We start from the raw sequence: 20,120 nt of genomic DNA, 5'->3' as shown, positions 1-20,120 counted from the left end.
CTACTGCACTTAGTCGCGGAACACGCGCACGCCCAGTGCTTTTAAGTAAGACGTTTCAGGAATCGCCGGATGCACCGGGTGGTCAGGCCCTTGGTGGCCTTGGTAAATCACCTGGCCTTGGCGGTCTTGGTGACGCACCGCACCGCGCACCACATCCACCAAACGCTCAGGTGCAAGGTGCATAGAGCACGACGCCGAAAGCAGCAGGCCATCTCGACCTAACAGCCGCATCGCTTCACGGTTTAAGCGAGCGTACGCGCGCTCACCGTTAGGAATGTCTTTGCGTTTTTTGATAAACGCAGGCGGGTCAAGAATCACCACATCAAACTGTTCGCCGTCGGCTTTCAGCGCCGCCAGCGCTTCAAACGCATCTCCTTCACCTACCGCTACCTGCTCTTGAACACCGTTGAGTTCCGCGTTGCGCGCGACCTGCTCCAGCGCAGTGGCGGATGAGTCAACGCAAAGCACCTCAGACGCACCACTGGCCGCGGCCTGAACACCCCAGCCACCGACGTAGCTAAAGACATCGAGTACGCGTTTGCCCGCCACTTGGCTATTTAACCAAGCGCGGTTAACACGGTGGTCATAAAACCAGCCTGTTTTCTGGCCACTCATCACCGGAACCGCAAAGGTGACCCCGTTCTCTACCAGCAGCACTTCGTCCGGCAGCGTGCCCTTAACGACTTCCACGTGGGCTTCCAAACCCTCCTGACGACGGCCACCGGTATCATTACGAAACACAATCGCACTAGGCTTAATAACCTTTTCGAGAGCATCGACGATATCTTCTGCCAGCGCCTGCATACCCGCGGTGTTGAGCTGCACCACCAGCACATCGCCAAAACGGTCAATCACCAGGCCCGGCAGCAAATCACCTTCACCGTGAATCAAACGATAAAACGGTTTATCAAACAGGCGTTGGCGTAGGGCCAAGGCTTGATTGAAGCGGTGGACAAACAGCGAGCGGTCTAGGCGCATTTCCGGGTCGCGAGACATCACTCGCGCGCAAATGAGCGAGTGCGGATTAACGTAAGCCACCCCAAGCGTTTTACCGTTCGACGCTTCAATGAGCGCAGGCTCACCTGCAGCAAAATTTTTCAGCGGCGTCTCTTTGATATCTACTTCGTTAGAGTAGATCCACAGATGGCCCGCTTTTAGGCGGCGATCAGCATCTTTATTCAGGCGCAGGCGTTGAGTCACAACAATCTCCAAAAAAGCAATCTCACAAAGCCTATAGGCTTTGAAAGTACAGACAACAGTAAACAGACAGGCGGCAGGCTGTTAGCGCTGACAGCCAGGGCAAAACACACTCGCGCGCTGCCCCAGCGTAATGCGCCTAAGCTCGGTGCCGCAGCGCAGGCAGGGCTGCCCATGACGCCCATAGACATTGAGCTGCTGAGCAAAGTAGCCCGGCTCGCCCTGACCGCTGACAAAATCACGCAGTGTCGTACCACCCTGGGTAATTGCCGCCGCCAGTACGTCTTTAACCGCAGCAGCGAGCGCTTGATAACGAGCTAGGGAAATCCGCCCTGCCGCGCGGCGCGGGTCAATCCCCGCCATAAACAGCGCCTCGGCTGCATAGATATTACCCGCGCCGACTACCACGCGGTTATCCATCAAAAAGGGTTTCACCGCGACACGCTTATTACGTGACGCGTTATACAACCAGCGGCCGTTAAACGCGTCATCTAATGGTTCTGGCCCAAGATGCGCCAACCGTTTATCCAGGCTGCCGTCACCCTGCTGCCAATCAACAAACCCAAAGCGGCGTGGGTCGTGATAGCGCAGCACGTATCCTGAGGTAGTGACCACATCCACATGGTCATGCTTTTTTGGCAAATCACCTACACGGGCAATGCGCAAGCTGCCCGACATGCCCAGGTGCCACAAAAGTGTAGCCTCCCCCTCAGGCGCCCATAGAGGGATTTGCAGGTACTTGGCCCGGCGTTTTAACACACCCACTCGCGCCCCTACCAGTCGCTCGGCAAGGTCATCCGGCACCGGCACACGAAGACGCGGCTGGCGAACCAGCACTTCACTGATCTCCTGCCCTTCCAAATAAGGGGCAATGCCGCGTCGTGTCGTTTCAACTTCAGGCAATTCGGGCATGATGAAAGCCTATGATGACAGCACAGTGACGACGCCTCTGGCAGTGACATTGCCACTCTTTTCTGATCAAAAAGCGGCACCTTCTAACAAAGGCACTAACTTACAGACATGCAAAAACCCGGCTTGGGGCCGGGTTTTCAACAGGCGCTCGCCTGCGGTGAAAGCCGATCATCGTAACCGCGATTACTTGATCTTAGCTTCCTTGTAGATAACGTGCTTACGGACGACCGGGTCGTATTTCTTGAATTCGAACTTATCCGGTGTGTTCCGCTTGTTCTTATCAGTGGTGTAGAAGTGGCCTGTACCGGCACTGGACACCAGCTTGATCTTATCGCGCATGGTTTAACTCTCCCAAAAATGCTTGCTTAGATCGCGTCGCCGCGCTTGCGGATATCAACCAGAACCGACTCGATACCTTTCTTGTCAATGATACGCATACCTTTGGAGGAAACGCGCAGCTTGACGAAGCGGTTTTCAGCTTCAACCCAGAAACGATGGGTGTGCAGGTTCGGCAAGAAACGACGACGTGTCTTACGCTGGGAGTGAGAAACGTTATTTCCAGTTACCGGACGCTTGCCGGTAACCTGACATACTTTGGACATGAGAGCCTCCAACCACTTGGCGAGTTGTTCAAAACTGTCGGGCAAACCGGAGCAGGGAAGGAGTCGACGCCGTTAACCGCCAAGCTTTACCCAAATCCGTTATTCAACCCAAGTTTAAAGGTGGCACTTTATACCAGAGCGCCTAGCCACCGGCAAGGGAAACCGCCCAAAAAGGCCAAAAAGGCCAAAAAAGGCGTTTTTTGGTCAGTTTACTTAGACAAACAGCCACAACCTTAACGTCATCGTGTCGCTTATCTTTTTATAGCCAGCCGCGCTCGGCAAATGAAACCACATCACCGTCACCCACCACAAAATGATCCAGCACCCGCACGTCGAAGAGTGCAAGCGCATCTTTTAAGCGTTCGGTGATACGTCGATCAGCATCGCTTGGCTCAGCCACACCCGATGGGTGATTGTGTGCCAAGATGACAGCACCTGCGTGCAATTCTAACGCACGCTTGGCAACTTCGCGGGGGTAAACAGATGCGCTGTCTAGGGTACCGCGAAACAGGGATTCATAGCGAATAATTCGGTGCTGGGTATCCAAAAAAAGTACTGCAAACTCTTCATGTCCCAAGTGACGCAGCTGTGAACTCAGGTAGTGACGCACTAGCGCAGGTGAAGTAAGCGCGTTCCCCCGCGCCAGCTGGCTGGCTAAATGGCGCCTGGAGAGTTCGAGCGTCGCCTGGAGCTGAGCAAACTTCGCGCTGCCAAGCCCTCGCGCCGCGCAAAACTGATCCTGATCGGCCTCCAAAAGCTGCCTTAACCCACCAAAGCCGGCCAGCAGATCCCGCGCTAAATCGACGGCAGAGCGCCCTTGCACGCCCACCCGTAGGAAAATCGCTAAAAGCTCGGCATCGGAAAGCGACTGAGCCCCCATATTTAATAATTTTTCTCTTGGTCGCTCGCCTTCTGGCCAGTGATTAATACCCATTCCTGCCTCCCTGCTTTACTTTGTAATGCGTGACACCCAGCACGCGCCTCACTATACCTAGCCGCATAGGCCTCGTTCGAGCATGCCAAAATAATCGGTCAAATGGTATGGTAAGCCACTTTACGAATGTCACATTGGATTGCCCGCCATGGCTTCACTTTCGCTCTCCTCTCCATCGTCGCTTGCCGGCAAACGCCTACTTTTAGGTGTCAGCGCGGGCATTGCGGCCTATAAAAGCGCGCTACTTATTCGCCTTCTCAAGCAAGCGGGCTGCGAGGTACGCGTGGTAATGACCGAGGGCGCCCAAGCCTTTATCACACCGCTAACACTGCAAGCGCTCTCTGGCGAACCCGTGCGCACCTCACTATTAGACCCCGAAGCCGAAGCCGGCATGGGCCACATTGAATTGGCCCGCTGGGCGGATGTTATCGTCATCGCTCCAGCGACTGCCGACCTCATTGCCCGGCTGGTGCACGGCATGGCTGACGATCTACTGTCCACACTGTGCCTTGCGTCTGAAGCGCCGCGTCTCATCGCACCCGCGATGAACCAAGCCATGTGGCGCCACCCAGCCTCCCAGCGCAACGCTCAGCAGCTGGTGCAGGATGGGTGGCAGCTGATTGGCCCAGCGGCCGGTGAACAAGCCTGTGGCGATGTGGGGCCAGGGCGGATGAGCGAGCCTGAAGAGATCATGGAGGCGATTACCCGCCATTTTGCGCCGCCTGTGGTCGCGACGGCTCCCCATGTGGTGATTACCGCAGGCCCCACCCGGGAAGCGCTCGACCCGGTACGCTACTTGTCGAACCATAGCTCGGGCAAGATGGGTTACGCGCTAGCCGCTGAAGCAGCAGCGCAAGGCGCGCGCGTCACGTTGATCAGCGGTCCTGTCAGCCTACCCACGCCGAAAGGGGTTGAGCGCATTGAGGTGGAGACGGCGCAGCAGATGCACCAAGAAGCGCTGCGTTTAGCCCCACTGGCAGCGCTGTTTGTTGGCTGCGCGGCGGTGGCCGACTACCGCGCGGCAAACGCTGCCGAGCATAAGCTCAAAAAAACCGACGACAGCGACACGCTAACGCTGACGCTGGTGAAAAACCCCGACATCATTGCCGATGTCGCGGCACTACCTGAAGAGCAACGCCCTTTTGTGGTGGGCTTTGCGGCGGAAACTCAGAACGTCGAGCGCTACGCCCAAGATAAACTGACCCGCAAAGGGCTGGATATGATCGTTGCCAACGATGTTTCCCAGCAAGGGCTGGGCTTTGGCAGCGATGATAATGCAGCACTCATAGTGTGGCGCACTCCTCAGGGTAACGAGCAGTTTGCCGCCCCCCCACAGCCGAAGACCCAACTCGCTGCGCTGATTATTCAACGCGCACTTAAGCAACTCTCTTTGATGACCCCTGGAGCCTGACCATGAGCAGCCCGCGCCTGCAGTGCAACGTGTTAGACGAGCGCCTGCACGACTACCTCCCCTCCTACGCCACGGCAGGCTCTGCTGGAATGGATTTAAGAGCACTGCTGGATGAGCCGCTTACGCTTGCGCCTGGAGAATGCCAGCTCGTGCGTACCGGCCTTGCCATCTATATTGAAGATCCAAGCCTTGCAGGGATGATTCTGCCGCGCTCAGGCCTGGGCCACAAACATGGCATCGTGCTGGGCAATCTGGTGGGATTAATCGATTCCGACTACCAGGGCGAACTGATGATCTCGGTGTGGAACCGCGGGCAGGAGAGCTTCACGATTACGCCCTTCGAACGGCTGGCTCAGTATGTCCTGGTTCCCGTGGTGCAGGCTGAGCTGACTATCGTGGAGCGCTTTACTGACTCCTCCCGGGGCAGCGGCGGGTTCGGCAGCACCGGCCGTCAATAAACACGCTAACTCACTCATCGCCTTAGCGCTTCGCAAGGAACGACCATGACCGTACCCGCTTCGATATTTCGCGCCTACGACATTCGTGGGATTGTGGATGACACCTTAAGCGAAGCCACCACCGAACTCATTGGCCGCGCAGTCGGCTCTGAGGCCGCAGCCCGCGGCGAGCAAACGGTGGTGGTAGCACGGGATGGGCGCATTTCCGGCCAACGCCTTCAAGCAGCGCTGATTCGCGGCCTACAGGCTGCTGGGCGGGACGTCATTGATATTGGCATGGTGCCTACCCCGGTGCTTTACTTCGCCACCCACACGCTACCCGAAAGCACCTCGGGAGTGATGCTCACCGGCAGCCACAACCCACCTGATTACAACGGTTTTAAAATTGTCTTGGCGGGCGAAACACTCTCAGGCGATGCCATCACCGCGCTATATGAACGTATTCAAGCGGGCAACTTTACCCAGGGCGAAGGCAGCGTGCGAGCGCATGACCTCCGCGCCACCTATCTGGAGCGCATTCTCAATGACGTTCACGTAGAGCGGCCGCTGAGCGCCGTAGTAGACTGTGGGAACGGCGTGGCGGGCGAACTAGGCCCACAGCTAATTGAGCGCCTGGGCGTCGTCACAACGCCGCTATTCGCTGAAATTGATGGCCGCTTTCCTAACCACCACCCTGACCCCGGCAAGCCGGAAAACTTGCAGGATTTAATCCATCACGTGCAGCAAACCGGTGCCGATATTGGCCTTGCTTTTGACGGCGACGGCGACCGTTTAGGGGTTGTCACGCCAAGCGGCCGCATGATCTATCCCGACCACCTGCTAATGCTATTTGCGACTGACATGCTGTCGCGCAACCCTGGCGCCAAGGTGGTGTTCGATATCAAATGCACCGGTAACCTAGCCAAAATCATCAGCGAATCAGGCGGCGAACCCGAAATGTGGCGCACTGGGCACTCGCTGATCAAGGCGCGCATGAAAGCGTCTGGGGCGCTGCTGGGCGGCGAAATGAGTGGGCATATCTTTTTTAAAGAACGCTGGTTCGGGTTCGACGACGGCCTTTACGCGGCTGCCCGCCTACTGGAAATTCTAGCGCGTTACCCAGGCGGCGCTGATGCGCTGTTTGATCAATTTCCGCAAGATGTAGGCACCCCCGAAATCAACATCACCGTGCCGGACGAAGATAAATTTGCCATCGTCGAGAAGCTTGCCCGTGAAGGCAACTTCGGCGAAGGTATCAGAACGACGCTGGATGGAATCCGCATCGACTACCCCGACGGCTGGGGGTTATGCCGAGCGTCCAACACCACGCCGGCCCTCGTGCTGCGCTTTGAAGGCAAAGATGCCGCAGCACTTGGCCGTATACGCGCGCGCTTTGCCAACGCCCTGGCAGTGGTGTCACCAGCGCTGCAGATTCCAGAAAGCTAATGACAATGAGCGCTCCTTAAAAGCGCCATAAAATAAAACAGCCAACTTCAGTAGCGATTAAAAGAGCAAAGGGACAACGTCATGAGTTCAGCAAGCCGCGACCCACAGGTCGTTGTGGAGGTGCTGTCAGAAGCCCTCCCCTATATTCAACAGTTTTCCGGCAAAACCGTGGTGGTTAAATACGGCGGCAACGCCATGACCGAAGATACGCTGATGAACTCTTTCGCCCGCAACATCGTACTGATGAAAGAGGTCGGCATTAATCCGGTTGTTGTCCACGGCGGCGGCCCACAAATTGGCAGCCTGCTGGAAAAGCTTAATATCGAGTCACGCTTTGTTAATGGCATGCGCGTCACCGACTCTCAAACCATGGATGTGGTAGAGATGGTGCTGGGCGGGCTGGTGAACAAAAGCATCGTCAACCTGATTAACCAAAGCGGCGGCAAAGCGATCGGTTTAACCGGAAAAGACGGCGCACAAATCCGCGCGCGCCAGCTAAAGGTTGAGCACCAAAGCCCCGAGATGACCGCACCGGAAATTATCGATATCGGCCATGTAGGCGAGGTAGAGGCGATCTCTACTGATCTAATCGAGATGCTTGCGGCACGCGACTTTATTCCGGTCATTGCGCCCATTGGCGTTGATGCCGAAGGGCATAGCTACAACATTAACGCCGATCTGGTAGCTGGCAAACTCGCGGAAGCGCTAAACGCTGAAAAACTGATGCTCTTGACGAACGTTGCCGGCCTAATGAATAGCGCAGGTGATGTGCTCACTGGGCTTACCACTGCCCAGGTAGATGGTTTGATTGCCGATGGCACCATTTATGGTGGCATGCTGCCTAAAATACGCTGCGCGCTAGAGGCCGTAAAAGGGGGCGTTAATAGTGCACACATCATTGATGGTCGTGTTCCTCACGCGGTGTTACTGGAAATCTTTACCAACGCTGGGGTAGGCACCCTCATTACAGACGCAGAGTAACCGCGACGGAGGGCTAACGCTATGAGCGACGATCAGAAACCGCACCGCCGCGAGCAGATACTGCACGCTTTGGCCACTATGCTGGAAGAGGACAGCGGCAAACGTATCACCACCGCTGCCCTTGCCCGCCAAGTAGGCGTCTCGGAAGCGGCGCTTTACCGCCACTTTCCCAGCAAGGCGCGTATGTTTGAAGGGTTGATCGACTTCATCGAAGAGAGTGTTTTTGCGCGTATTACCCGCATTCTCGAAGATATACCCGATGCGGTGGGCCGCTGTAGCACCATGTTGGCATTGCTACTCGGGTTTGCTGAAAAAAACCCAGGGCTTGCCAGGGTGCTCGGTGGCGACGTACTGACCGGGGAAACGGCCCGCTTACGCCAACGGGTTCACCAGCTATTTGAACGTTTGGAAACTCAGCTTAAGCAGGTGCTAAGAGAAGCCGAACTTCGGGAGGGCCAGCGTACGACAATTCCTGAATCGGCTATCGCCAACCTGTTGATTGCCCACGTAGAAGGGCGTATATCCCAATACGTACGCAGCGATTTTAAACGCCTGCCCACCGAGTACTGGCCAGACCAGTGGGCGCTACTTTCCAGCCAGCTGTTGAGAGACGTCGCGCAGCCCGCTTGATCCTGATAGCGCAAGCCAGACACTCGCGTATAAAAAAGCCCCTGAATTTTCAGGGGCTTTTTGCGGCCGGGTCGGCTTTACGCGGCGAGCGCTTCGCCCATTTTCTGACGCAGCTTTTTCATGGCATTCTTTTCAAGTTGGCGAATGCGCTCAGCGCTTACGCCATAGATATCAGCAAGGTCGTGAAGTGTGGCTTTATCGTCAGTCAGCCAACGGCGCTGCAAAATATCCCGAGAGCGCTCATCCAGGTCTTTCAAGGCCAGCTGAAGACGACGGGTGGAGTCCTCTTCAAAGTCGCTGTCTTCAATCTGTGATGCTGGATCTGCCGACGCATCATCTAAAAAGAAGGCAGGCGCTTGATACGTGCTTTCATCGTCTTCGCCAGGTGAGGCATCGTAACCTGCATCAAACGCAGAAAGACGGCCTTCCATATCACGAACGACTTCAGGCTTAACGTCCAGATCTTTAGCAATCGCGCTCACTTCGTCGTTATTCAACCAAGATAGACGCTTTTTAGCGCTACGCAGGTTAAAGAAGAGCTTACGCTGAGCTTTGGTAGTGGCAATCTTAACGATACGCCAGTTGCGCAGCACAAACTCGTGGATTTCTGCTTTAATCCAATGAACAGCAAATGACACCAGGCGAACACCCTGGTTGGGATCAAAGCGTTTAACGGCTTTCATTAAGCCGACGTTACCTTCCTGAATCAGATCCGCCTGCGGCAGGCCATAGCCTGAGTAGCTGCGAGCGATATGCACAACAAAACGCAAGTGCGAAAGCACCAGACGGCGTGCAGCTTCAAGATCCCCTTCATCGTGGAGACGAAACGCAAGTTCGCGCTCCTCCTCAACGCTAAGAACAGGAATACCGTTGACCGCTTGAATATAACCGCCCAGGTCATGGCCTGGAGAAAGCTGTCCCACCGGTATAAGACTAGTGCTCATGTGCTGGTGGTCTCCCTTGTAACCAATCGTGGAAACGTACCGGAAAAATGACCCATACGTTATTTATTAACTACTAAGACCTTAGACTAAGCATAAGGTTCAAACGAGCGATATCACACTTTACGGCGATACATCGCCATCTATAAAACAGGGGTGGTAATTCCTGTTTATGCCCACATAACAGTGGCTATTAGCGCTATAACGCATAGGATCCGCTGGTGAAAGCCGTTCTAGCCATTATTAACGCGGACGAATACTGGAAAGATGACGCGTCACAGCTAGCCATGCGCCTAACCACCCTAATAGTGTACTGCAAGATAGCAGAATTGTAGACCCCGCCATGTCCAATTGCGGTAAGACAAAGCTCGCGCCATAGCTTGCGGCTAATGCAGCAACAGGCATTGCTAGCCAGTGGTTGCCAAGCCCGAGCAAACCTAATGCCAGCACTCCGCCGCCCAAACCGTACCAAGCACCGCTGTATAAAAAAGGCCGACGAACAAACGCGTGAGTGGCGCCAATTAACATTACCACTTCGATTTCTCGCCGCCGACTCTCGACAGCCAGGCGTATCGTGTTACCCACCACCAATAGCACGCCTAACCCGAACAGCACGCCGAGCGCCAGCGCAACGCGACGACCTAGGTCCGCCAAATGACGCAAGCGTTCAACCCAGGCTAAATCAAGGCGCACTTCATCCACGCCGGCCAAGGTTTCAAGCCGCTGGGCTAATTGCGCCATCGCAGCGGGGTCGACGCTTTGCGGGTAAATAACAATACTAGCGGGCAGCGGATTCCCCTCAAGGCCAGCCAAGGCATCCTCTAACCCTAACGATTGCTGAAAATCCGCCATACCTTCTTCTGCGCTGATTAGACGGGTTTGCACAACATCGCTTTCCGCGCCCACCGCTTCTTCAATACGCGTCGCCTGCGCGGTATCCACAGCGGTTTCCAAGTACACGGTTAATGTGGCGCTCTCATCCAACTCCGCATCCAGCAGCTTAGCGCTATCGAGCGTGAGCCACAGGGCGGCGGGCAGTACCAAGGCAATCGCAATGGCCAGCATCGTAAGCAGGTTCCCCACCGGGTGGCGCACCAGCCGATAGAAGCTATCAAACGCCATGGCCCGGTGGTGGCGCCCCCAGGCCCGCAGACGACTGCTGAAACGCGTTTGTTGCGAGCGTGCCCCGCTGCGTGGTGCTTTTTCCGGCGTGGGAGCGGTGGGCTTTGCCGGTGCGCGCTTGGCTCTGGGCGCGGCGCCGGTTTGACGAGGCGTGGTTGAGCGCTTCATACAGCTCCTTCATCCGCCACTAAGCGGCCATCCTGAAGCCGCAATATGCGATGACGCAGGCGGGCGATCAGCGCTAGATCGTGGCTCGCGATCATCACGGTGGTACCAATACGGTTAAAATCTTCAAACAGCGCCATAATATCGGCGGAGAGCTGCGGATCCAGGTTGCCTGTCGGCTCGTCAGCTAGCAGCAAAGCGGGCTTATTGACCACGGCGCGGGCAATACCTACCCGCTGTTGCTCACCACCGGAAAGCTCTACTGGTAGCGCTTTTTCACGGTGTAACAACCCCACTTTATCTAACGCTGCTCGCACTCGTCGCGCCGTTTCGCGGGGGTCAACACCTTGAATTTCCAGCGGCAGCGAGACGTTGTGAAACACGCTGCGGTCAAACAGCAGCTGGTGATCTTGAAAAACAACGCCAATCTGGCGACGGTAGAACGGCACCTGGCTGGCATGCAGCTGGGCAATGTCGTGCCCAGCCACCACTACCCGGCCACGACTGGGCCTTTCCAGCCGCATGATCAGCCGCAGCAGCGAGCTTTTCCCGGCTCCAGAGTGGCCGGTAAGAAACACCATCTCGCCTCTCGCCACGCGAAAGTCCAGATGCGCCAGCGCTTCAAAGCGCCCTCCGTAGCGCTTCCCCACATGTTCAAAAGCGATCATGCGCGGCGGTCATCCCCTTGCCGATCAAACAGCGCAGTGACGAAGTCGTCAGCATTAAACGGACGCAAATCGTCCAGCCCCTCACCTACGCCAATAAAACGAATCGGCGTTTCCAGCTGTTTTGCCAAGGCAAAGATAATTCCGCCTTTGGCGGTACCATCCAGTTTTGTGAGCGTAATACCGCTGATAGGCACGGCTTCGTTAAAGGTGCTGGCCTGAGACACCGCGTTTTGGCCGGTTCCCGCATCCAGCACTAGCATTACTTCATGAGGGGCCGACTTATCTAGCTTTTGCATCACCCGGTGCACCTTTTTCAGCTCTTCCATCAGGTGGCTTTTGTTGTGCAGCCGCCCAGCGGTATCAGCAATCAACACATCTACCCCGCGCGCTTTGGCAGCGGCGACCGCATCGTAAATCACCGAAGCGCTATCCGCCCCAGTATGCTGGGCAATCACCGGTACGCTGTTGCGCTCCCCCCACACTTTAAGCTGCTCTACCGCCGCCGCGCGGAAGGTATCCCCTGCCGCCAGCATGACGCTCTTACCCTCACGCTGGAAGCGCTGGGTTAATTTTCCGATGGTGGTGGTTTTACCCACACCATTAACCCCCACCACTAAAATGACAAAGGGGCCATCGCTCTCTTTTTCAAAGCTGAGCGGCGTGGAGACGGGGGCCAACAGTGCGACAAGCTCTTCCTGCAAGCCACGATACAGCGCCTCAGGGTCGTTAAGCTCTTTGCGGGACACGCGCGCCTCCAGGCGCTCAATAATCTCGCTAGTGGCTTCAATCCCCACATCAGCCATCAGCAGCTGGGTTTCCAGATCCTCCAGCAGCTCATCATCAATGTGCTTTTTGCCCAGGAACAGGTCGGCAAGGCCGTCGGTCAGATTCGCGCGGGTTTTTCCAAGGCCGGACTTAATACGCGCAAACCAGCCTTTCTTTTCGCCCGTTTCCGCTACTGGCTTCTCTTGCAACGCAGGCTTCGCGGCGGGCTCTGGCTCTGGCTCTGGCTCTGGCTCTGGCTCTGGCTCTGGCTCTGGCTCTGGCTCTGGCTCTGGCTCTGGCTCTGGCTCTGGCTCTGGCTCTGGCTCTGGCTCTGGCTCTGGCTCTGGCTCTGGCTCTGGCTCTGGCTCTGGCTCTGGCACAGTGTCCATGATCGGCGCGGGGATGACTTCCTCGTCAACACCGGTTGGCTGAACGTCCTCTTTGTTTACTGGCTCTGGCGCCTGCTCATTAGCCAACGCTTCAGAAGAGTCATCCGGTACGGGCTTGGTAGCCTTAACCGGTTTCTCTGGGGACACCGTGACGTCAGGAGCGGGCGTGGCCGCCTTGTCTGGCGTGTCTTCGGACGCTTCCGGCGGCACTGGCTGCGCCTGGGTGTCCTGGGGCTCCTGCTGGGAGTCGTGCTTTTTCTTACGTTTGAAAAAACCGAACATAGGTGTCATCCGACTGAATAGGTGAACATTGCGATTATCCTACCACCGCAGACCAAGACTTTGGATAAGTAGCCCGCTACAATCCGCATTATGAAACGACAACGCTCTCCCCGCTCATCCTCACGCCCATCGGCTTCCCGTCGCGAATCGGCCAAACCACTGGGCAAACTGCGCATTATTGGCGGTGATTTTCGCCGCCGCCAGCTCCCCGTGCTTGACCATCCTGGCCTGCGACCCACCCCAGATCGGGTCCGTGAAACGCTGTTTAACTGGTTAGGCCAGGCGCTGTCCGGCAAGCAGGTGCTGGATCTGTTTGCCGGCACGGGCGCGCTTGGCATCGAGTCCCTTTCACGGGGGGCCGCCCAGGTCACCTTCGTTGAGCGAGACATCCACGTCGCCGCGCTGATTCGTGAGAACCTCGCCACGTTGAAGACCGCACAGGGCAAGGTCGTCACCGCCGACGCCCAGGCGTTTGTAAAAGCGCCGGGGCAACCCATGGACGTAGTATTTCTCGACCCCCCTTTTCACCAAGGCTTAGCCGCGCCTTGCTGTGCCGCGCTGGAGTCTGGCGGGTGGCTTGCCAGCGATGCGATGATCTACCTGGAAACCGAACAGAGCCTCGCCCCGGCGGTACCGGCTAACTGGCAGCTGTACCGTGAAACTCAAGCAGGTGAAAGCATTGCTAGGCTCTATCAACGCTTGCCCGCGTAAAGCGCTTGCCGCCAAGTAACAGCGGCGTTACGCTCGCCCCACTGATTGGCAGGTTTAGTTGCATTTTGAATATCCATGAATGACAGGCCACTGCTTGTCACTTGTTACCGGAGGTAGGCATGAGCCTTGAGCTTTTTAACCAGTTAGAGCAAAAAGTCACCGACACCGTTGAGGCGTTGGAGATGATAAAACTAGAGAACGAAGAGCTGCGTGACGAAAATGCTCAGCTAAAGCAGGAGCGTGAAGAGTGGGAACGCCGCTTACAGGGGGTACTCGGAAAGTTTGACGGCATAGAAGACAGCAGCGCGTCTTAAGTCAGCAGTAGAGACATCAGCAGCGCATCTTCCCGCCCGGTCGCCCCTTTTGCGGCCGGGTAGTAGCCTTTCCGGCGCCCCTCCTCATGAAATCCCGCCTGTTGATACAGCGCAATGGCGCGCTGGTTACCGGCACGCACTTCCAGCAGCAGCCGCTCTGATTGCCACTGGGTCGCCACGGCGATCACCTCATGAAGCAATCGCTGGCCAATGCCCTGCCCTTGGCACTCAGGTTTCACGCCAATCGCCTGCAGCTCGGCATCGAACGGCAGCTTCGCCACCAGCGCGTAACCCACTAACACGGCGTCCTGCCAATAGCCCATCACCCAGGCCTGATCATCAGCCAGCGCATCCTCCAACTGCTGGCGACTGGCACCGCTATTCACCTCATCCTCAAGCCTATGGAGCAAGGCAGCTTGTGAGGGTACCAACCAGCTCATCATTGTGCGCTTTTACGCCACTGTTCGCCCAGTGCGACCAGACGGGGCCAAAGCGCCCGCTTAGCCTCGGCAGATTGGGTAAGCGACGCCAACGCAGGCCCTTGCCATACCGGTAGCGCCAGGGTTTGGCTCTGCGCGTTCGCAAGCGCCATTACTCGAGCAAACGGCGACTCTTCAACAGCTTCTTGTGCCCCCCACCAGAGCACTTGTTCCAACCGCCACCCCTGCCTGCTGGCAGCCCCTGCGACAAACGCAGCCATGCCTTCCTGAGCCTCCTCAAGCGGCTCTTCGGGGGTAAAAGAGGTCGCCATCGGGGGCCATTTGAAATAGCTCACCGTGGGCATGTCGCCCTCCAGAACGCCTGCTGCACGCAGCATATTCGCCAGCAGTTGCTGCTCTACCGGAGACATCTCACCTTCACTCACACTCAGCAGGCGGCCGCCGATACACTGGCACGAAAAGCTAAAGTTCAGCGGCTTAGCAGGCTCAGGCACGGACACACTAGGTGCAGTCGAAGCACTGCCTTCCGGCGGCGGCTCCGCCACCGGCGCATTATCTAATAATGCACGCACCGCCGACGGCGAGGCTGCTGCATCTGGCTTGGTGGAGGGCTGGCTGCGCGGTGCCGGGGCATCATCTAACAGCGCATGAAGCCGTTCACGGGACGGCACCTGTGCAGGCGCCTCTTCCCACTCGCAGGCTTGCGTAGGGCGAGCATTGGGCAGCTGATAACAAGACGCCCAGGCTGTAATGCCCATGGCATCAAGATACTGCCTGCGAATAACCTCTGGAGTCACTGGCCGCCGCCACGACAGTTAGGGGAGTCTGGGCGCGCTCCGCCCCGCGCCTGCCACTCTTTGGGCGTATACAGATGCAGCGCCAGCGCGTGCACCGGGCCGGTTAACTCATCAGCCAGCAGCGCGTAAATTTGCTGATGACGTTTTACCGGCATCATGCCATCGAAACTCTCACTTACCAGCGTCACCTTGAAGTGTGTTTCGGAGTTAGCCGGTACGTTATGCATATGGCTTTCGTTCTCTACGTGCAGCACATCGGGGGTTAATGCCGCTAACTTTTGCTCAATTTGTGTCTGCATCGCCATGGGGCTCTCCTTCAATCAGCAACCGCTCTATTGTACGCCCTTACTTGCCAACAGACGATGCCCGCCGTTCAAGCAGCGCCCGTTGGGCCACGCTAACGCGGGACAGGCTAGCCAGCAGTGCCAACAGGGTGGTGCCCGCTCCCAGCCACAGCGTGACCTGAATGGGTGACCCTAGCGCCAGCGCTGCCCCCACCAGCGCCACCCCAAACGACTGCCCGACAGTGCGCGTCGTGCTCATCACACCCGAGACGTTTGCGCTGCGCTCTGGTGGCAAACTGCCCATCATCTCTCGATTGTTAGGCGGCTGAAAAAGGCCGAACCCAATCCCACACAGCGCCGTGCGCCATAGGCTTCCCGCCACGCCGGTACTCTCATCCACCAGTGCCAGCGTAATCAGCCCTATCATTAGCAGCACAAGCCCAGCACTCGACAGTACGCTGGGGTTAATGCGGTCGGCTAACCGCCCAGCAATCGGCCCTATGACCATAATGGCTAATGGCCACGGCGTGAATAACCAGGCGGTTTCTAGCGGCGAAAAGCCCATTTGCTCTTGGTAAAAAAATGACAGCGCCACAAAGGTTAACCCCTGGCCGATAAAAGCCAGCCCAGACGCGGACACCGCTAGCGTGAAGCGCTTTTCAGCGAACACGCTCAGCGGTAATAGGGGGTAAGGGGCACGCCGCTGGCGACGTAAAAACAGCGCGCAGGCTCCTGCCGCTAGCAGTGCCCAACCGCCGCTTTGCCACGCAGGCGCGGCGTGCCCGACAGCATCCATGGCGATAAAAAAGCTGGCCAGCATCATCATGGAGTACACGGCCCCCTGCGTGTCAAAACTGCCCTGGCGCGGGGTATCCCGCGGCAGCGCCCGATAGGCTAGCCATAGTGAGCACACGCCTAAAGGCACGTTGAGCGCAAACAGCCATGGCCAGTCCGCAAACGAAAGAATTACCCCGCTCAGCGTAGGGCCTGCCGCATATCCTCCGGCCACCACCAGCGCGCTTAGGCCTAAGGCGCTGCCTAGCAGCCGTGAAGGAAAAATCGCACGATACAGTGATGGCCCAATCGAGAGCGTAGCCGCCGCCCCTAGCCCCTGCAGGGCACGAAACACCAGCAACGTTTCTAAATTACGTGAAAGCGCCGCCCCTAGTGCCGCCAGCACAAAGGTTGCCAACCCAAGTAGGTAGAGCCGTCGGCGGGTCACCAGCTCACTGATACCCGCAAATACCAGTAAAAACGCAGCACAAACGACCTGAAACAGGTTGGTGATCCACACCGCGCGTGAGGCCGTTATCCCAAGATCCGCCGCGATAGTGGGTAGGGCCAGGTTAATCATCGTGGTGTCGACCACCGCCATTAGCGTGCCCGTCACCAGCGCCAGCACGGCAAGCAGACGTTCAGGCCCTGGCAGCCCATCGTCGCCAGAGCGGGTTTCAAACAGTCGCATGGTCGTCAGTTCCTAAACGGCCCCTTAAAAACAGTGAAACCGGCCGAAGCCGGTTTCACAGTGCGCTTACGCTAAAATCATAGCACGCTAATCTTGCTCATTGTCGAGCAGCAGCGCATCTTCGACCTCAGAGATCTCTAGAGCGGTTTCGTCGTCCAAGTCGATGGCCAAGTAGCTGTGCTCAATACGCAAGAAGTTTTGAAACAGCGACCAGTCTAATTTTTCTGGCCACTGGCGCTCATCCTCTTCCCAAGCGCGCAGCTCGGTCTCCAGGATTTCTACGTGACGTTCGCGAACAAACGTCTCTAACGCCTCCGGCGTATCCATTTCAGGAATAAGATACACGGTGCTTTCACGTTCGACGTCGTCCAGGGTCAGGTCGTCGTCTCCCATGGTGGGTTCGAGCGCATTGATCCAGTCCACGAAGGTCTGGGTCGGCCTGACGCTCAGGGCAGAGCGATTTAGCAGTTTCATGGGATTCTCCTCGCCGTCGAAACGTTGACCATTATGGGCGCTAAAACGCGCCCTTACCAACTTTTCGTCCGTAACCGAACCGTTAATCTACCTCGGGGCGCATCGCGGGGAACAGAAGCACATCGCGAATGGAGGGGCTGTCCGTAAACAGCATCACCAACCGGTCGATGCCAATGCCCTCACCCGCCGTGGGCGGCAGGCCATACTCTAAGGCGCGCACGTAGTCGGCATCATAGTACATCGCTTCCAGATCGCCCGCGTCTTTCTCGGTAGCCTGCTCGCGGAAGCGCTCAGCCTGATCTTCAGCGTCGTTAAGCTCGGAGAAACCGTTGGCGATCTCGCGGCCACCTACAAAGAATTCGAAGCGGTCGGTAACGAAGGGGTCCGCATCGTTACGACGCGCCAGCGGACTGACTTCCGCTGGATACTCGGTGATGAACGTCGGCTGATCCAGCTTGTGCTCGGCCACCTCTTCGAAGATCTCTGTTTGAACCTTACCCAGGCCCCAGCTCTCTTTCACCTTGATACCCAGCGTTTCAGCCAGTGATCGCGCAGCTTCCAACGACTCCAGGTCCGTGTGGGTGATGCCGTCGCCATGATCAAGAATCGCTTGGCGCAAGGTGAGGCGCTTGAAGGGCTGGCCGAAATCGTAACTGGCCCCTTGATAAGTAATCGTGGTGGTGCCCAGCACTTCTTGGGCCGCCGTACGCAGCATGGCTTCGGTCATGTCTAACAGGTCACGGTAATCCGCGTAGGCCCAGTAGAACTCCACCATGGTGAACTCAGGGTTATGCCGTGTGGATAGCCCTTCGTTACGGAAGTTGCGGTTGATCTCGAACACTTTCTCGAAACCACCTACTACCAGGCGCTTGAGGTAAAGCTCTGGGGCAATGCGCAGGTACATGTCGATATCCAGCGCATTATGGTGGGTAATAAACGGGCGCGCCGCCGCACCGCCGGGAATCGGCTGCAGCATCGGCGTTTCTACTTCCATAAAGCCACGGGCTTCAAAAAAGCGGCGCATGGAGCTGATCACCGCGGCCCGGGTCTCAAACACCTTACGCGACTGTGGGTTCATGATCAGATCGACGTAGCGCTGGCGGTAGCGCGCTTCTTGGTCGGTCAGGCCATGGAATTTATCCGGCAGCGGGCGCAGGCTCTTTGTGAGCAGCTGCGCCTCGACCATCATCACGTAGAGATCGCCCTTACCAGATTTGTGCACCGGGCCACGGGCGGCAACGATATCGCCGATATCCCAGCCCTTGATGTCTTCCAGCACGTCTTCCGGCAAGCCCTTTTTATCCACGTAGAGCTGAATCTGTCCCGCCACATCCTGAATCACGATAAAGGGGCCACGTTTGCGCATTACGCGCCCGGCGACCGACGCCTGATGATCCAGCGCTTCCAGCTCGGCTTTTTCCTTATCGCCCAGCAGGTTTTGCAGCTCAACAGTTAAGCTGTCGCGGCGGAAGTCGTTCGGGAAAGCGCTCTTACCCTGCTCTGCCGTGCGCTCACGGTGGGCAGCAAGCTTGGCACGGCGCTCGGCGATCAGGTGATTTTCGTTTTCAAGAGAAGACGCGTCTTGGTTAGCCATCGGGCACCCTATTCATGTTCAAACGCTAAAAAAGATTACAAACCCTGCTTGAGGCTGGCGACGATAAACTGGTCTAAGTCGCCGTCGAGTACTTTGTCACAGTTGCTGGACTGAACGCCGGTGCGCAGGTCTTTAATGCGCTGATCGTCCAATACATAAGAGCGGATTTGACTACCCCAGCCAATATCCGCTTTAGAATCTTCCGCTTCCTGCTTAGCCGTGTTGCGCTTTTGCATCTCGTGCTCCCACAGCTTCGCTTTTAACTGTTTCATGGCGAAGTCGCGGTTGGCGTGCTGGCTGCGCTGATTCTGGCATGCCACCACAATACCGGTGGGTTCGTGGGTAATCCGTACCGCAGAGTCGGTAGTGTTCACGTGCTGGCCACCCGCACCGCTAGAGCGGTAGGTGTCTACCCGTATGTCGGAAGGGTTGATTTCAACTTCAAAGCTGTCGTCGATTTCCGGTGACAAAAACACCGAGGCAAACGAGGTGTGCCGACGGCCGCCAGAATCAAACGGGCTTTTACGCACCAAACGGTGAACGCCGGTTTCCGTGCGCAGCCAGCCAAAGGCGTAGTCACCCTGAATATGCAGCGACGCCGATTTAATACCGGCCACTTCACCGGCGGAAATTTCAATAATCTCGGCTTTGAAGCCGTGGCTCTCTGCCCAGCGCAGGTACATGCGCAGCAGAATATTCGCCCAATCTTGCGCCTCGGTGCCGCCAGAGCCCGACTGAATATCCAGGTAGGCGTTGTTTTCGTCCATTTCTCCCGAGAACATGCGGCGAAATTCGAGTTTCTCTAACGCCGTCTGCAGGCCACCCAGCTCTTTACGCACTTCCTCAACGGTGGCTTCGTCCTCTTCCATTTCGGCAAGTTCTAACAGGTCGCGGCTATCCGCGAGGCCTTGGTCTAGCTCGTCGATGGTCGCCACAATCGCTTCAAGGGAGGCGCGCTCTTTACCTAGCTTCTGGGCGTAGTCTGGGTCGTTCCAAACATTGGGGTCTTCAAGTTCGCGGGAAACTTCTTCTAGCCGATCTTTACGCTCGGCATAGTCAAAGATACCCCCTAAGAACGTCTGTCCGCTCAGACAGGTCCTTGATCTGGTTATGAATCGGGTTGGTTTCCAACATGGATCGCTCTAGCCTTGGTCAGTAA

At 57.0% G+C, this 20,120-nt stretch carries 23 protein-coding genes; 7 read left to right on the top strand and 16 right to left on the bottom strand.

Going from position 1 to position 20,120, the window contains the following annotated elements; all coding sequences use genetic code 11:
- Positions 1-9 precede the first annotated feature (9 nt).
- The 5 genes from LOS15_RS00530 to radC form a co-directional block, all read right to left on the bottom strand.
- Positions 10-1,200: a class I SAM-dependent rRNA methyltransferase gene (locus tag LOS15_RS00530; RefSeq protein ID WP_263067403.1), complete on the bottom strand. Its 1,191-nt coding sequence runs from the start codon at positions 1,198-1,200 to the stop codon at positions 10-12.
- A gap of 81 nt (positions 1,201-1,281) precedes the next feature.
- Positions 1,282-2,109: a bifunctional DNA-formamidopyrimidine glycosylase/DNA-(apurinic or apyrimidinic site) lyase gene (gene mutM, locus LOS15_RS00525; protein WP_263067402.1), complete on the bottom strand. Its 828-nt coding sequence runs from the start codon at positions 2,107-2,109 to the stop codon at positions 1,282-1,284.
- Between the two features lie 183 nt (positions 2,110-2,292).
- Positions 2,293-2,448, bottom strand: a complete 156-nt coding sequence (gene rpmG, locus LOS15_RS00520) for a 50S ribosomal protein L33 (RefSeq protein WP_009098622.1) — start codon at positions 2,446-2,448, stop codon at positions 2,293-2,295.
- 26 nt (positions 2,449-2,474) lie between these two features.
- Complete coding sequence (rpmB, locus tag LOS15_RS00515) at positions 2,475-2,711, bottom strand: 50S ribosomal protein L28 (RefSeq protein ID WP_009098620.1); 237 nt, start codon at positions 2,709-2,711, stop codon at positions 2,475-2,477.
- Positions 2,712-2,970: 259 nt separating this feature from the next.
- On the bottom strand, positions 2,971-3,645 hold the full coding sequence (gene radC / locus LOS15_RS00510; RefSeq protein ID WP_263067401.1) for a RadC family protein: 675 nt from the start codon (positions 3,643-3,645) through the stop codon (positions 2,971-2,973).
- Positions 3,646-3,793: 148 nt separating this feature from the next.
- Here radC and coaBC point away from each other — a divergent pair, with 148 nt between their 5' ends.
- From coaBC to slmA, 5 genes are all read left to right on the top strand, one after another.
- A complete protein-coding gene (gene coaBC / locus LOS15_RS00505; protein ID WP_263067400.1) occupies positions 3,794-5,056 on the top strand; it encodes a bifunctional phosphopantothenoylcysteine decarboxylase/phosphopantothenate--cysteine ligase CoaBC in 1,263 nt (420 codons plus the stop codon).
- A gap of 2 nt (positions 5,057-5,058) precedes the next feature.
- Complete coding sequence (dut, locus tag LOS15_RS00500; RefSeq protein WP_263067399.1) at positions 5,059-5,514, top strand: dUTP diphosphatase; 456 nt, start codon at positions 5,059-5,061, stop codon at positions 5,512-5,514.
- Positions 5,515-5,559: 45 nt separating this feature from the next.
- On the top strand, positions 5,560-6,939 hold the full coding sequence (locus LOS15_RS00495) for a phosphomannomutase/phosphoglucomutase (protein WP_263067398.1): 1,380 nt from the start codon (positions 5,560-5,562) through the stop codon (positions 6,937-6,939).
- Between the two features lie 81 nt (positions 6,940-7,020).
- The gene (gene argB, locus LOS15_RS00490; protein ID WP_263067397.1) at positions 7,021-7,920 is read left to right on the top strand and encodes an acetylglutamate kinase; all 900 of its coding nucleotides are present in this window, start codon (positions 7,021-7,023) and stop codon (positions 7,918-7,920) included.
- A 21-nt stretch (positions 7,921-7,941) separates the two neighbouring features.
- Positions 7,942-8,550: a nucleoid occlusion factor SlmA gene (gene slmA / locus LOS15_RS00485; RefSeq protein WP_263067396.1), complete on the top strand. Its 609-nt coding sequence runs from the start codon at positions 7,942-7,944 to the stop codon at positions 8,548-8,550.
- Positions 8,551-8,627: 77 nt separating this feature from the next.
- Here the strand turns inward: slmA and rpoH are convergent, their stop codons facing one another.
- The 4 genes from rpoH to ftsY form a co-directional block, all read right to left on the bottom strand.
- Complete coding sequence (gene rpoH, locus LOS15_RS00480; protein WP_263067395.1) at positions 8,628-9,494, bottom strand: RNA polymerase sigma factor RpoH; 867 nt, start codon at positions 9,492-9,494, stop codon at positions 8,628-8,630.
- Positions 9,495-9,734: 240 nt separating this feature from the next.
- Positions 9,735-10,781, bottom strand: a complete 1,047-nt coding sequence (ftsX, locus tag LOS15_RS00475; protein WP_263067394.1) for a permease-like cell division protein FtsX — start codon at positions 10,779-10,781, stop codon at positions 9,735-9,737.
- Positions 10,778-11,446 carry a cell division ATP-binding protein FtsE gene (gene ftsE / locus LOS15_RS00470; RefSeq protein ID WP_263067393.1) on the bottom strand — a complete coding sequence of 223 codons (669 nt, stop codon included), beginning with the start codon at positions 11,444-11,446 and terminating at the stop codon, positions 10,778-10,780. The genes ftsX and ftsE overlap by 4 nt, the downstream gene beginning before the upstream one ends.
- On the bottom strand, positions 11,443-12,882 hold the full coding sequence (ftsY, locus tag LOS15_RS00465; protein WP_263067392.1) for a signal recognition particle-docking protein FtsY: 1,440 nt from the start codon (positions 12,880-12,882) through the stop codon (positions 11,443-11,445). Before ftsY ends, ftsE begins: the two co-directional genes overlap by 4 nt.
- 90 nt (positions 12,883-12,972) lie before the next feature.
- Between ftsY and rsmD the strand changes: the two genes are divergently transcribed.
- Both rsmD and LOS15_RS00455 read left to right on the top strand, forming a co-directional pair.
- Positions 12,973-13,593 (top strand): 16S rRNA (guanine(966)-N(2))-methyltransferase RsmD, encoded by a 621-nt coding sequence (gene rsmD, locus LOS15_RS00460; RefSeq protein WP_263067391.1) that lies wholly within the window; start codon positions 12,973-12,975, stop codon positions 13,591-13,593.
- 119 nt (positions 13,594-13,712) lie between these two features.
- Positions 13,713-13,907, top strand: coding sequence for a cell division protein ZapB (locus LOS15_RS00455; protein ID WP_263067390.1), 195 nt, complete (start codon positions 13,713-13,715; stop codon positions 13,905-13,907).
- Here the strand turns inward: LOS15_RS00455 and rimI are convergent.
- The 7 genes from rimI to prfB form a co-directional block, all read right to left on the bottom strand.
- Positions 13,904-14,347 (bottom strand): ribosomal protein S18-alanine N-acetyltransferase, encoded by a 444-nt coding sequence (rimI, locus tag LOS15_RS00450; RefSeq protein WP_317629620.1) that lies wholly within the window; start codon positions 14,345-14,347, stop codon positions 13,904-13,906. The genes LOS15_RS00455 and rimI overlap by 4 nt on opposite strands.
- Positions 14,347-15,144 (bottom strand): hypothetical protein, encoded by a 798-nt coding sequence (locus LOS15_RS00445; RefSeq protein WP_263067388.1) that lies wholly within the window; start codon positions 15,142-15,144, stop codon positions 14,347-14,349. Before LOS15_RS00445 ends, rimI begins: the two co-directional genes overlap by 1 nt.
- Positions 15,141-15,449: a BolA family protein gene (locus tag LOS15_RS00440; RefSeq protein WP_263067387.1), complete on the bottom strand. Its 309-nt coding sequence runs from the start codon at positions 15,447-15,449 to the stop codon at positions 15,141-15,143. The genes LOS15_RS00445 and LOS15_RS00440 overlap by 4 nt, the downstream gene beginning before the upstream one ends.
- A gap of 40 nt (positions 15,450-15,489) precedes the next feature.
- Positions 15,490-16,893 (bottom strand): MFS transporter, encoded by a 1,404-nt coding sequence (locus LOS15_RS00435; RefSeq protein WP_263067386.1) that lies wholly within the window; start codon positions 16,891-16,893, stop codon positions 15,490-15,492.
- An 87-nt stretch (positions 16,894-16,980) separates the two neighbouring features.
- Positions 16,981-17,367, bottom strand: coding sequence for a hypothetical protein (locus LOS15_RS00430; protein ID WP_263067385.1), 387 nt, complete (start codon positions 17,365-17,367; stop codon positions 16,981-16,983).
- 82 nt (positions 17,368-17,449) lie between these two features.
- Positions 17,450-18,961 carry a lysine--tRNA ligase gene (lysS, locus tag LOS15_RS00425; RefSeq protein ID WP_263067384.1) on the bottom strand — a complete coding sequence of 504 codons (1,512 nt, stop codon included), beginning with the start codon at positions 18,959-18,961 and terminating at the stop codon, positions 17,450-17,452.
- Positions 18,962-18,996: 35 nt separating this feature from the next.
- Positions 18,997-20,095 (bottom strand): peptide chain release factor 2 gene (gene prfB, locus LOS15_RS00420; RefSeq protein WP_411537260.1). Its coding sequence is split into 2 segments (ribosomal slippage): positions 18,997-20,019 and positions 20,021-20,095, totalling 1,098 coding nucleotides; the frame shifts between segments, so codons are not numbered across the junction.
- Positions 20,096-20,120: the final 25 nt, after the last annotated feature.

This window comes from Halomonas sp. 7T (assembly GCF_025643255.1).
Taxonomy (GTDB): Bacteria; Pseudomonadota; Gammaproteobacteria; order Pseudomonadales; family Halomonadaceae; genus Vreelandella.
The sequence above is the reverse complement of the archived record's forward strand: the minus strand, read 5'-3'. Positions and strand labels throughout refer to the sequence as shown.